This is a genomic window from Paraburkholderia bryophila (genome assembly GCF_003269035.1).
Classification (GTDB): Bacteria; Pseudomonadota; Gammaproteobacteria; order Burkholderiales; family Burkholderiaceae; genus Paraburkholderia; species Paraburkholderia bryophila.
Genome location: NZ_QLTK01000001.1, coordinates 185,724 through 198,540 on the forward strand (window position 1 = coordinate 185,724; position 12,817 = coordinate 198,540).

General features: G+C 63.3%; 12 protein-coding genes. 6 read left to right on the plus strand and 6 right to left on the minus strand.

All coding sequences use genetic code 11. From position 1 onward, the window contains the following. Positions 1 to 12 precede the first annotated feature (12 nt). The gene (gene add, locus BX591_RS00865) at positions 13 to 1,110 is read left to right on the plus strand and encodes an adenosine deaminase (RefSeq protein WP_111928871.1); all 1,098 of its coding nucleotides are present in this window, start codon (positions 13 to 15) and stop codon (positions 1,108 to 1,110) included. 11 nt (positions 1,111 to 1,121) lie between these two features. Here the strand turns inward: add and BX591_RS00870 are convergent, their stop codons facing one another. Further along, positions 1,122 to 1,982: a LysR family transcriptional regulator gene (locus BX591_RS00870; protein WP_111928872.1), complete on the minus strand. Its 861-nt coding sequence runs from the start codon at positions 1,980 to 1,982 to the stop codon at positions 1,122 to 1,124. Between the two features lie 155 nt (positions 1,983 to 2,137). Between BX591_RS00870 and BX591_RS00875 the strand changes: the two genes are divergently transcribed. After that, a complete protein-coding gene (locus BX591_RS00875) occupies positions 2,138 to 3,538 on the plus strand; it encodes a DHA2 family efflux MFS transporter permease subunit (RefSeq protein ID WP_111928873.1) in 1,401 nt (466 codons plus the stop codon). 32 nt (positions 3,539 to 3,570) lie between these two features. Here BX591_RS00875 and BX591_RS00880 read toward each other — a convergent pair whose 3' ends face one another. Continuing rightward, positions 3,571 to 4,344, minus strand: a complete 774-nt coding sequence (locus BX591_RS00880) for an SDR family NAD(P)-dependent oxidoreductase (RefSeq protein ID WP_111928874.1) — start codon at positions 4,342 to 4,344, stop codon at positions 3,571 to 3,573. A gap of 251 nt (positions 4,345 to 4,595) precedes the next feature. On the opposite strand from BX591_RS00880, the gene BX591_RS00885 reads away from it, so the two are divergent. Next, positions 4,596 to 5,525, plus strand: coding sequence for a LysR family transcriptional regulator (locus tag BX591_RS00885; protein ID WP_111928875.1), 930 nt, complete (start codon positions 4,596 to 4,598; stop codon positions 5,523 to 5,525). A gap of 122 nt (positions 5,526 to 5,647) precedes the next feature. Here BX591_RS00885 and BX591_RS00890 read toward each other — a convergent pair whose 3' ends face one another. Then, positions 5,648 to 5,899: a DUF1488 family protein gene (locus BX591_RS00890; RefSeq protein WP_111929336.1), complete on the minus strand. Its 252-nt coding sequence runs from the start codon at positions 5,897 to 5,899 to the stop codon at positions 5,648 to 5,650. 249 nt (positions 5,900 to 6,148) lie between these two features. Between BX591_RS00890 and BX591_RS00895 the strand changes: the two genes are divergently transcribed. The 3 genes from BX591_RS00895 to BX591_RS00905 all read left to right on the plus strand — a co-directional run bounded on the left by BX591_RS00895 (position 6,149) and on the right by BX591_RS00905 (position 8,073). Next, positions 6,149 to 6,328, plus strand: a complete 180-nt coding sequence (locus tag BX591_RS00895; protein WP_105510737.1) for a hypothetical protein — start codon at positions 6,149 to 6,151, stop codon at positions 6,326 to 6,328. A gap of 215 nt (positions 6,329 to 6,543) precedes the next feature. Then, a complete protein-coding gene (locus BX591_RS00900) occupies positions 6,544 to 7,623 on the plus strand; it encodes a glycosyltransferase family 2 protein (protein WP_111928876.1) in 1,080 nt (359 codons plus the stop codon). Between the two features lie 228 nt (positions 7,624 to 7,851). Next, positions 7,852 to 8,073, plus strand: a complete 222-nt coding sequence (locus BX591_RS00905; protein ID WP_111928877.1) for a hypothetical protein — start codon at positions 7,852 to 7,854, stop codon at positions 8,071 to 8,073. Between the two features lie 21 nt (positions 8,074 to 8,094). Here the strand turns inward: BX591_RS00905 and BX591_RS00910 are convergent, their stop codons facing one another. From BX591_RS00910 to BX591_RS00920, 3 genes are all read right to left on the minus strand, one after another. Continuing rightward, on the minus strand, positions 8,095 to 9,399 hold the full coding sequence (locus BX591_RS00910) for an MFS family transporter (protein WP_111928878.1): 1,305 nt from the start codon (positions 9,397 to 9,399) through the stop codon (positions 8,095 to 8,097). 227 nt (positions 9,400 to 9,626) lie between these two features. Then, positions 9,627 to 11,348: a SpoVR family protein gene (locus BX591_RS00915; RefSeq protein ID WP_111928879.1), complete on the minus strand. Its 1,722-nt coding sequence runs from the start codon at positions 11,346 to 11,348 to the stop codon at positions 9,627 to 9,629. After that, a complete protein-coding gene (locus BX591_RS00920; protein ID WP_111928880.1) occupies positions 11,345 to 12,616 on the minus strand; it encodes a YeaH/YhbH family protein in 1,272 nt (423 codons plus the stop codon). The genes BX591_RS00915 and BX591_RS00920 overlap by 4 nt, the downstream gene beginning before the upstream one ends. Positions 12,617 to 12,817 lie beyond the last annotated feature (201 nt).

The window sequence follows — 12,817 nt, forward strand, 5'->3', positions numbered from 1 at the left end:
AACCATACCGACATGAAAGAGACATTGGGCAACGTGCCCGCATCGCGCCTCGGCATCACGCTCACCGACGCGCATCGCGCGTTCTTCGCCGCGCTGCCGAAGGTCGAGTTGCATTGCCATCTGCTGGGCGCGGTACGTCACGAGACGTTTATCGCGCTGGCCGGGAAAAGCCAGGCGCCGATCAGCCGCGCGGAAATCGACTCGTTCTATACGCGCGGCGAAAAACCGGTCGGCGTGCTGCGCGTATTGCGCGCGCTGGACGAATACCTGCTCACGCAAGCCGACGACCTGCATCGCATCGCCTACGAATATCTCGCCGATGCCGCCGCGCATCAGGTGCGTCATAGCGAGTTCTTCTGGAATCCGACGGGCACGGTACGCGTGTCGAAGATTCCGTATGCGGACGCGCAAGCCGCGATCGTCACCGCGATTCGCGACGCCGCGCGCGACTTCGGGATCAGCGCGCGGCTGATTCCGAGCATCGACCGCGAGGCCGATCCGGACGAAGCCGTCGCGCTGGTGGACTGGATGCGCGCGCACCGGGCGGACGAAGTAGCGGGCCTTGGCATCGATTATCGCGAGAACGACCGGCCGCCCGAACTGTTCTGGAAAGCGTATCGCGAGGCGCGCAACGCGGGCTTTAAAACCACCGCGCACGCGGGCGAATTCGGCATGCCGTGGCGCAATGTCGAGACCGCCGTGGATTTACTGCAATGCGACCGTATCGATCATGGCTACACGATTGTCGATAACCCGGCGCTAGCCGCGCGCTATGCCGAGCGCGGCATCGTGTTCACCGTCGTGCCGACCAATTCCTACTATCTGCGCACGCTCGCGCCGGACGTGTGGGCCGAACAGCATCCCATGCGCCGCATGCCGGGGCTCGGTCTGAAAATCCATCCGAATACCGACGACCCCACGCTGCACAAGGTGAATCCGAGCGAGGCGTGGCAGCTGATGTTCAGCCACTTCGGCTTCAGCATCGCTGAATTGCGGCAGTTCATGCTGAACGGCATCGACGGTGCGTGGGTGGACGACGCCACGCGCAATGCGTGGCGTGCGAGTTGGGCGATGGAGTTCGATCGGCTTGCGGCGGCCTTGCCGGGTTGAACGGACTCGCCTCACTCCCCGATCCACGACCCACGCAGATCGCTGTCGTGCAAAAGCTGCATCAACGTGCCCGCCGGCCGGCTCAGCCGCCGGGCCGCCAGCGCGATAAATTCCACCGACGGTAACGCCGGCAGCGCCGCGGCGTTCAGCGGCGGCGCCAGCCCACGCGCTGCCAGATACTGCGGCCGCACCGTAATCCCCAGCCCACCGCGCGCCGCCGCGATACAGCCCGAATGACTGCTGCTCGTGCACACGAGTTGCCAGCTAAACCCCGCCTCGGCGAGCGCGTCGAGTACGACCGCGCGCGTCACGCTCGGCTCGGCGACCAGAATCAGCGGCAGCGGCTGACTCAGATCGACCAGCGTGCCGGGGCGCGCGAGCCATTCGAGGCGGCCCGTGAAGAGCGGCACGCCGCGGCGGTCGCCGAGCCGGCGCTTGCCCACCAGGAGATCGATCGCGCCGGCCTCCAGCAATTCGTAAAGCTTGCCTGTCATGCCGATGGTGATTTCCAGTTCGACATCCGGGTGCGCGTCGCGAAACGCCGCCAGCACGTTGGGCAGTGGCCCGAGCGCGACGTCGTCGGAGGAACCGAGCCGCACGCGCCCTTTCAGGCGCGGCGCACGAAATTGCGATTCGGCCCGCGCGAGTGCCTGCAGGATCACGCTCGCGTGCGCGAGCATGGCTTCGCCGTCGGCGGTCATGGCCATGGAATGCGTGTCGCGCACGAACAGACGCCGGCCCACTCTCTCTTCGAGCCGCCGGATGTGTTCGCTGACGCTCGACTGCGTCAGGTCGAGCCGCCGCCCCGCCTCGGTAAAGCTATGGCAGGCGGCGACCGTCGCGAATGTCTTGAGCCAGATGGGGTTGAGCATGGCGCATTGTCGCGCTGCTTATCGGCAATGTCGATAACAGTCACCAGTCCTAGTGGGGTTCCCGATTGACGGCTATGTCAATATCATGACTGCACTCCCCCAATGACTTGCCCCGAGTCCGGGCGCCTGGCCGCCCGCCCCGCCGCCCCGTAAAAATGACCAAGGATTCCGCCCAAACCGCGTTGCTGTGGATCGTCGCCGCCGGCTTTTTCATGCAGTCGCTCGACACGACGATCGTCAACACCGCGTTGCCCTCGATCGCCACCAGCCTGCACGTCGCCCCGCTCGCCATGCAGCCGATCATCATCGCCTACACGCTGACCATGGCGATGCTCACGCCCGCGTCGGGCTGGCTCGCCGACCGCTTCGGCACCCGTCGCGTCTACTTCGTGGCGATCCTGATCTTCGTGCTCGGTTCGATCTGCTGCGCAAGCGCGCATACGCTCGGCCAGCTGGTGATCGCGCGGGTGCTGCAAGGCATCGGCGGTTCGATGCTGCTGCCGATCGGCCGGCTCGCGGTATTGCGCAGCGTGTCGGGCGAGCAGTACGTGTCGGCGCTCGCGTTTATTTCGGTCGCGGGCCAACTGGGGCCGATCGCCGGGCCGACGCTCGGCGGCTGGTTCGTGCAGGACATGACGTGGCACTGGATCTTTCTGATCAACGTGCCGATCGGCGCGGTCGGACTTTACGCGGTGCAGCGCTTTCTGCCGGCGCACGGCGAGACCCAGGCGCCGCCGTTCGACTTCGTGGGCTGCGGGCTGCTGTCGCTGTGCATGATCGCGTTTTCGCTGTCGATCGAAGCGCCGTTCTCCACGCATCGGGCGGCCTGGGCCGCGGGGCTGTTCGTGCTCGCCGTCGTGAGCGCCCTCGCCTATATTCCGTACGCGCGGCGCCGCCGCAACCCGTTGTTCAAACTGGCGCTGTTCAGCGAGCCGAATTTCAGCGTCGGTCTGATCGGCAATCTGGTGTGCCGCATCGGCTCCAGCGCCGTGCCGTTTCTGGTGCCCTTGCTGCTGCAATTGCAACTCGGCTATTCGCCGCTGCACTCCGGTCTGATGATGCTGCCCGCCGCGCTCGCCGGCACCGTCGCCAAACGCTGGATCGCGCCGCTGATCCGCCGCTACGGCTACGACACGTTTTTGCTGGTCAATACGCTGATCGTCGGTTCGTCGATCGTTGCGTTTGCACTGATCACGCGCGGCACGCCGCTCGCCATCGAAATCGCGATCCTCGCGGTGTTCGGCGCGGCCAATTCCATGCAGTTCGCGGCGATGAACAGCGTCACGCTCAAGGACCTTTCGCATGAAGATGCGGGCAGCGGCAACAGCCTGTTTTCGATGGTGCAGATGCTCGCGATCGGACTGGGCGTGTCGATCGGCGGCGGTCTCGTGAATCTGTTTTCCGCGCAATGGGGCTCGGCGGCGCTCGGCTTTCGCCTCAGTTTCGCGTGCGTGGGCGTGATCACGCTGGTGTCCGCGTGGATCGTTCGTCAGCTCGACGTCGCGCCGGCGCAACCCAAAGTGCGCGCGCCGGCCACGCACGGCGCGGGACGTTGAACGACGCGGGACGTTAAACGCGCTAGCCGCCCTCAATCCGGCAAACGGATGCCGGAAAACCCCGTGCACGCTTCGATCAGACGCTCCTGCACCGCGACGTCCCGTACCGCCGGATGCGTGTCGCGCGGCTGCATGTGATAGAAGTACGCGCCGCTGACCGTAGCCGCCGGTTCGTCGCTGACGGCCAGCCACACCTGCGTGGTGGGCGCGGCCGTCAGATCGTCCGGCGCACCCGGGCCGCCCATTTTCGTCGCGACCCAGCCGGGCTCCAGCGCATTCGACAACACCTGCGGCCAGCGACGCGCCATCGCGAACGCCAGCAACGCGTCGTGCAGTTTCGAATCCGAATACGCGGCCGTGCCCTGCCATGACCGACGCTCCCAGGCCAGATCGGCGAGACTCGGGTCGCCGCTGCGATGCAGGCCCGAGCTGAGATAGACGAGCCGCCGTGGCTTCTCGATCAGCGCGGTCAGCACATACGGCGCCAGCGTATTGACCGCGAACACGTGCGGCAAGCCGTCGACCGTGGCAATCCGGTGCGGCTCCTGATAACCGACCGCCGCGTTGTGGATGATCGCGTCGAAGCGGCCCAGCCGGTTTACCTGCTCCGCGAGCGCGATCGTTTCAGCCAGACTCGACAGATCGCCGGCCAACGCGCGCTCCGCTTGCGGCACGGCTTTCAATGCTTCGTCCGCGCGCGCGGCGTTGCGGGCGTGCAAAACCACCTCGTGTCCAGCGTCGACAAGCCGTCGCGCAGCCATTTGACCGAGGCCGTCGGCGGAACCGGTAATAAAAATTCTCGACATGACGCGTTCTCCGTTATTCGGCTTGAATATGCCCTGTGCATGACGAGAATCGCATGTCTTCGTCATTCGAGCGGGTTCGCCAAGGTTAACGCCTGGCGCGCGATTGACGCGATAGCTTCGCTGTCATTCCAGTCATGACAAGACATCATCGATCGGCCTTGCTGGGCGGCCTTTGCACGCGCCGTCGCGTGAATTCAAACAGATTTTCGCGTTAGCATGTCGTGCATTAATGCATAAGAAAGGAATAACAGATGCCATTTGACGAGCGCATGCTGAACGGCATGGGCGTGTTGACGGCGATCGTCGATTGCGGCAGTTTTGCGGCGGCGGGCGAGGCACTCGACATGTCGCAATCCGGAGTGAGCCGATCGGTCGCGCGGCTCGAAGCGCGGCTCGGAATCCGGTTGTTCGACCGCACCACCCGTTCGGTCACGCTGACCGACGAGGGCCGGCGCTTTTATGAACAGATCGTGCCGCTGCTGGGCGGCCTCGAAGAAGCGGCGTCCTCGGCGGCGCAAGGCGCGACGGCGGTGCGCGGCCGGCTGCGCGTCAACACCGATCCGTTCTTCTCGCGGCTGGTGCTGGGCGCCCGGCTAGGCGGTTTCATCGACAAACATCCCGACCTGCAGCTCGAGTTGATCACGCGTGACCAATTAGGCGATATGGTCGGCGACGGTTTCGACATCGCGATCCGTTTCGGCGCTCCGCCGGTGTCGTCGCTGATTGCGCGCAAGCTGCTGGATACGCGGATCCTGACGGTGGCCGCGCCGTCGTATCTGAAGAAACACGGGCATCCGGCTACGCCCACCGACCTCGAGAGCGGCCGGCATGTCTGCATCAAATTCCGTGACCCGTTGACGGGTTATCCGTTCAGCTGGGCATTTCATCGCGGGCGCAAGAAGGTGATGCTGACACCGCAAGGTCCGCTGACGGTCAACGACGTCGGCACCCTGCATAGCGCTTGCGCGGCGGGCCAGGGGATTGCGCAGATTCTGGCGCTCGGCGCGGAACCGCTGCTATCCAGCGGCAAGCTCGTCGAGCTGTTTCCCGATTGGAGCGACGAGCTTTACCCGCTGTATGCGCTTTATCCTTCGCGCCACCATCCGCCCGCCAAGGTGCGGGCGTTCTTCGACTTCGTGGTGTCGCTGACGGGCGGTGCGACGCGGGAGCCGGCGGGGTGACTGTGATCGTGCGTGGTTGAGCGTGGTCGGAATGTGGCGAGTCGGTGCCTGGCGAGTCCGCCAGCCCACACCGGGCGTTGCGCGCCGCGCGTTAGCGCCCGCTTGCCGGCTCGTTCAGTCGGTCAGGCAATCGTGTAGCGCGTTTGCGGACCGGCGACATACACACCGCGCGCCAGCATCAGGATCTGCTCGCGATGCAGATCGAAGGCCGCCAACACAGCCCGTTCGTCGGAACCGGCTTCGGGACTCAGATTTGAAATCACAGAATCGTTGACCGCGAAGGCGATCTCGCGCGCGTTGTCGTATCCCCAGAAATTGACGCAATGATGGCTCGCGTCATAGCTGCGACTCGGATTCGGGAAGTTGAGTTTCATGTTGTGTTCCTCGGGCGGGTCGAACTTCCTCACGGTGCGCTTTATGCCGTCGACGGTCAAGGCTTTTTGTCGGTCGCTGCAGCCGCTTTCCGGCGCCGTTTGATGCACCGCACCTTATACGGTTACCGAATCAGTTCGCACCCAGAAAACGCGTGCCGGTGCTACGCGCCTGGCGCTTGAAACCGCACAATGGCCGCGCCGGGTCTGCGCCTTGCTTCACGGAAGATGTTTTCCAACCAGGAGAGAGCCATGAGTGCAACCCAGGAGCACGCCAACGACAAACCGGCCGATATCGAGCATCCGCAACCGGCCGTGCATAGCGATAACGAGAAAAGCAAGCTCCCCGAGCGCGGCGATCAGGATCGCGATCAGTCGCCGGCCGACCGTCCGGGGAAAAAACCCGGCGAGGGCGAGCCGTCAGTGAGTTGAAATATCGAGCATCAAGCTGCGGGCGGCTTTGCTGCATTTTGGCGGCAAAGCCGCATGAATTTTTCCCTAACACGCGCTTTCATAAGCCAAACATTTCTTCCTGATTTTTACCGATTATTTTTTCGCCGTGATGGACTATTTTGCTGCCAGCAACGCTGAGCGCGCCAGGCGAATCGGCTGCCGCCCCCTACTGAATAACAACGGCGACGTCCATCATGTCCATCTCATCAAGCTCCCCTGTTCCCCTAGTGTCCGTCTGCCTGCCTACCTGTCACCGACCTGAACTGGTGGTGCAGTGCATCGATTCATGCCTCGCGCAAAGCTACGGCAATCTGGAAATCGTGATTGGCGACGACTCACCCGACACACGCGCCCAGCAACTGATCGAGGCGCGTTATCGCGACGAGCCGCGGGTGCGCTATACGCTGAACCGGCCGCCGCTCGGCCAGGCGCGCAACGTGGCGAGTCTGTTCGAGCGCGCGACGGGCGACAAGATCCTGCTGATCCACGACGACGACCTGCTCACCACGGACGGCGTCGAGAAACTCGTGTCCTTGTGGAAGCAGCATCCGCGACTCGACGCGGCGTTCGGCGACCAATACGAAGCCGATCACGCGGGCGCGATCGACTTCGACGCCAGCCGGCAATTGAACGTCGATTTCCGCCGCACCCGCGATGCCGAAGGCCTGCAGCCCTTACCCGGCAGAACCGGTCTGATCCAGATGTTCCCGAACAACGGCTGGATGGCCGACGCGCAACTCGTGAAGCGCATCGGTTATTCGGAACAGCATGGCATGTGCTGCGATTTCGTATTCGGCGCCGAGTTGTGCCTCGCGGCGCGCGAGGTGTTTTACCTGCACGACTACGTGTCGGTGTATCGCAAGACGGCGACGTCGATCTCGCATAGCACGCGCGGCACGGCGATCGCCGCGACGGTGAGCGCGTATGCGTACGTCAAGGCGCTGTCCTTGCCCGCGTCGCTGGAGCCGTCACGCCGGCTGGCGCTGCGCCGTCTCGCGCCGATCGTGGTCTCGGTGCACGCGCGCAATCGCGAGGCGCGGGCCGGGCTGAGGATTCTGTTCGGTCATCTGTTTGCTTACCGGTATGGGCTCAGCAAGCGGTTTTACTACCATCTCGTGATGCTCGCGCGCGCGGGGTTCAGCCTGCGGCCGCAGGCAGTCGCAGCGGCCGCGGTCGCTGCGGTAGCGGCTGCGCCTGCTGTTGCCGCCGAACCGGTGGCCGCGGTGAAGGAGCTCGTTTCCGAACTCGTCGCGGACCGGTCCGAACCGGTGTGACATTGAATGTGAATGGCGGGCGTGGCGCAAGCTAGCGCGCACCGACCCGCGAGGCCCCGCGCCGTGCGACCGGTGCGCGCCGGTTCTTCACGGCGGCGACGCGCGCGCAGTCAGCGCGTTTTCTGCTAAGCATCCTCTGCTTAGCAAACGCGTATTTGTTGCTTTGAGTGGCGTGCCGGGTTGATTACGATGAACCCGAACCATCATCATCAGCCGAGGTGATCCGCCATGTCCGACAGTGCCTGTTTCAAGCCGCGTGTGATCGAGCCGGTCGTCGTCAATCAGCCGGAAGGATTGGGACTCGCCGTGGAGTTGTGGCTCGCGCACCCCGTCGACGGCATCGCGGGGCGCGCGCTGCAGATTCATTTGCGCAGCGGCGCGAAAATGGCGCAGGCCGAGGCGCTGCGCGATCTGCTGCATGCGTTGGGCACCGATATCGTGGTGGCCTGAGCATGCTCCGCTACGCGAGGTTCACGGTTCGTGCCGCAAATATCCCTCTTTCGACGGATCGCGCATACGCAGCGAGACAATCCCCGCGATCGCGCACAACGCGGTGACGTACCAGAAGAACGCCGTCTCGCTGCCGATCGACTTCAGCCACAGCGCCACATATTCCGCCGAACCGCCGAAGATCGCATTGGCGACCGCGTACGACAACCCGACACCGAGCGCGCGCACTTCCGGCGGGAACATCTCGGCCTTGATCAGCCCGCTGATCGACGTATAGAAGCTGACGATCGCCAGCGCCACCACCACCAGGCCGAAGGCCGCGTACGGGCTCGTCACGTCTTTCAGCGCATGCAGCAGCGGCACCGTGCCGATGGTCGCGAAGAAGCCGAAGAACAGCATGGAACGACGCCGGCCGATCCGATCCGACAAGGCGCCGAACGCGGGCTGCATCAACATGTAGACGAACAGTGCCGCGGTCATCACATTGCTGGCGGTCTTTGCGTGCATGCCGGCCGTGTTGACCAGATACTTCTGCATGTAGGTGGTGAACGTGTAGAAGATCAGCGAGCCGCCGGCCGTAAAGCCGAGCACCGTCAGGAATGCCCCCTTGTGCAGCCACAAGCCGCGCAGCGTGCCGGCCTCCTTGCGTTGCCGGGTGGCGGCGGTGGTGGTTTCCTCGAGCGATTTACGCAGGTACAGCGCGACCAGCGCCGCCAGTGCGCCGATTACGAACGGCACGCGCCAGCCCCACGCCTTCAGCTCGTCGGTGGACAGCGTTTGCTGCAGGATCACCAGCACCAGCAGCGCGCACAACTGGCCGCCGATCAGGGTGACGTACTGGAACGACGCGAAGAACCCGCGCCGGCCTTTCAGCGCGACCTCGCTCATATAAGTGGCGCTGGTGCCGTACTCGCCGCCCACCGACAAGCCCTGGAACAGTCGCGCGACCAGCAGCAAGGCCGGCGCCAATGCGCCGATCTGCGCATAGGTGGGCAGCACGGCGATCACCAGCGAGCCGCCGCACATCATGAACACCGACACCATCATGGCGGTGCGGCGGCCGTGCTTGTCGGCGAGGCGGCCGAAAAACCAGCCGCCGATCGGCCGCATCAGGAAGCCCGCGGCGAACACCCCCGCCGTATTGAGCAGCTGGGTGGTGGTATTGCCGCTCGGAAAGAACGCCGGCGCGAAGTACAGCGCGCAGAACGAGTACACGTAAAAGTCGAACCACTCGACGAGATTGCCCGATGAAGCGCCGACGATCGCGAGGATGCGGCGACGCGTGTCGTGCGCCGAGGCGACGGTGTGGTCTGTCAGGTCGGTCATGCTGTTGTCTTTCCTTGTCTGTAAGCGGAAGTGGCGGTCGTCGCGCCGCCTTCAACGCGCGCGTGGCGAGGGGCTCATCGCGTGCGTGCGCGAATTTTACAGAAATGCAAGGCGAAGATGGGATTTTGTCAGGTTAGAAATGCCTGCCTGCTGTGTCGTCCCTCTCCAAAAACAAAGCCAGCTCGAAAGCTGGCTTTGTCTTCAACAACCCTCTACGGCGCAAATCATCAAACCCGCACCGCCGGCGGCACATACCGGCACTCATAGCGCTTGCGCACCGTGCCGTTCTCGTCGACGCTCTCCAGATAGACGTCGAATTGCCACAGCCGCGCCATGTGCTTGAGCACTTCCTCGCTGTCCCCCGACAGATGCCGGTTGTCGCTCATGAAGTGCCGCAGCGTCAAACTCCGGTCGCCGCGCGTATTGACCGCCCACACCTGAATATTCGGCTCCCGGTGGTGCATGTCGTACTGCCGCGACAACGCCTGACGCACGTACTGGTAACCGCTGTCGTCGTGAATCGCCGAGACTTCGAGGGAATCGCGCATGTCGTCGTCGAGCACCGAGAACAGGCGCATTTCCCGGATCAGATGGGGCGACAGATACTGTGCGACGAAACTCTCGTCCTTGAAGTTGCGCATCGCGTAGTGCATGGCAGGCAGCCACGGACTGCCGGCGAGCTCGGGAAACCAGCGGCGGTCTTCTTCGGTGGGCGCTTCGCAGATGCGGCGAATGTCGCTCATCATCGAAAAACCGAGCGCGTACGGGTTGATGCCGCTGTAATACTGCTTCGTGACGGGCGGCTGGTAGACCACGTTGCTGTGCGAATGGAGAAACTCCATCATGAAGCCGTCTTCCAGCTTGCCTTGCGCGTACATGGTGTTGAGCAGCGTGTAGTGCCAGAACGTCGCCCAGCCTTCGTTCATGACCTGGGTCTGCCGTTGCGGGTAGAAATACTGGCCCACCTTGCGCACGATACGGATCACCTCCCGCTCCCACGGCTCCAGCAGCGGTGCATTCTTCTCCGCGAAATACAGCAGGTTTTCCTGCGGCTCGGGCGGATAGCGCTCCTCGATTTCCTCCGGCAACGGCGTATGCCGGGTCGGCAAGGTACGCCACAGTTCATTGACCTGCGACTGCAAATATGCCTCGCGTTCGCGGCGCGCCGCGAATTCCTTTTCGAGCGACAGCTTCTGCGGACGTTTGTAACGGTCCACGCCGTAATTCATCAACGCATGGCACGAGTCGAGCAACTCCTCGACCCGGTCGAGACCAAAGCGCTCCTCGCACTCGGCGATGTAATTCTTCGCGTAGACGAGGTAGTCGATGATGGCATGCGCATCCGTCCACAACCTGAACAGGTAGTTGCCCTTGAAGAACGAGTTGTGTCCATAGGCCGCATGCGCGATGACGAGCGCCTGCATCGTCATCGTGTTCTCTTCCATCAGGTAGGCGATGCAAGGGTTCGAATTGATGACGATCTCGTACGCGAGCCCCATCTGCCCGCGACGGTAGCTTTTTTCGGTCGAGAGAAAGTGTTTGCCGAACGACCAGTGACGGTAGTTCACCGGCATACCGACGGACGCGTAAGCGTCCATCATCTGTTCGGCGCTGATGAGTTCGAGCTGGATCGGATACACGTCGAGCTCATATTGCTCTGCAACACGGGCAATATGCGAGTCGTACTCTTCGATCAATTCGAAGGTCCAGTCGGACGGGCACGGCAGAGGCCGTCTATCGGCTACGTTCATACGGACTTCCCTTTGCCCCTCAGTGGGCGTTCCGGTGTGTCCCCGTGCTGCAGCGGTGTCGACTGCTGCTCCGGCAGTAGCGGAGCCCGGCGGCCGCGCTGTTGCCTCGGCATGCCCCGACTGTTGCTGCTGCGGCACGCCTTTCCCGCGCTCCGGCGGATAGCCGCGCGCTTCGTTGTGCAGGTGCTTCGACGTCATGACGACGCAACCTGCTTTTCAAACAGTTCACGAAACACCGGATAGATATCAGCCGCGGTCTCGACCTTTTTCATTGCCATATGCGGTTGGCTCAACGCCAGTTGCGCATATTCGAGCCACAGATTCTGCTCTTCGGGCGTTACCTGAATATACGCAAAATAGCGCACCTTCTCCAGGATGTCATCCGAGAGTATCTTGCGGCACTTCGGCGAGTCGTCGGTCCAGTTGTCGCCGTCCGACGCCTGGGCGCCGTAAATATTCCATTCAGTCGGCGAGTAGCGCTCATCCATCACCTTCTGCATCAGCTCCAGCGCGCTCGACACCACGGTGCCGCCGCTTTCGGTCGAATGGAAGAACGTGTCTTCGTCGACCTCTTCGGCGCGCGTGTGGTGGCGAATGAAGACGACTTCGATCTTCTCGTAGTTCCGCTTGAGGAACAGATACAGCAGAATGAAAAAGCGCTTGGCGAGGTCCTTGCGCTGCTCGTCCATGGAACCGGAGACATCCATCAGACAGAACATCACGGCCTGGCTGGACGGCGTGGGCTGCTTCACGCGATTCACATAGCGCAGATCGAACGGATCGATAAACGGAATCCGCCAGATGCGCCCGCGCAAATGATGGATCTCCTCCTCGAGCAGTTTGATCTCTTCGCGGCGGTCGTCGGGGTCGGCCTTCATGACTTCCAGTTGCCGTTCCATCTCGTGCAACTGGTTGACGAGCGGCGCCCCGAGCGCGATGCGGCGGCCGAGCGCGCTGCGCAGCGAACGGACCACGTCGATATTGTTCGGCGTGCCTTCCGCGGCCCAGCCCGCGCGGATGCTTTTCCACGTCGGCACGGCCATCAGATGCGTTTTGACGAGTCGCGGCAGTTCGAGATCGTCGAAGAAATACTGCATGAATTCTTCGCGGCTCAGCTCGAACACGAAGTCGTCCTGCCCGTCGCCTTCGTTGCTGGCCTGATTACCGCCGCCTCCACCGCCGCCGCCCTGGGGGCGCTGGATCTTGTCGCCGCGAATGTAGTCGGCGTTGCCCGGGTGCACCATCTCCCGCTTGCCGCCGGGACCGTGCCGGAACGACGGCTCAGCAATGTCCTTGCGTGGGATCGTGATGCTCTGGGTGTTCTGAATGTCTTTGATGCTGCGGTCGCGCACCGCTTCCGAAACGGCGCGACGAATGTAGTTCTTGACGCGACGCAAAAACCGCTCGCGATTCGCAATGCTCTTGTTTTTGCCAGCTAACCTGCGGTCGATAATTTGATGAAGCACGCCCGGTCTCCCTTGTCGGTCCAGGTTAGCGCCTGAGTGCTGACCTGGCCCCCATGCAGAGCATGTCGGCCGGCATCGGCGCCTGGTGGCGCCCATGCCCTACCCCCACACGCCGCACTTATTTCCGGTGCGCGAGACGCACGCTGCCTGATGCAACGCTATGTCCATGCAGCTTGCGCCTCGCAGGGTGTCCGCGCGGTC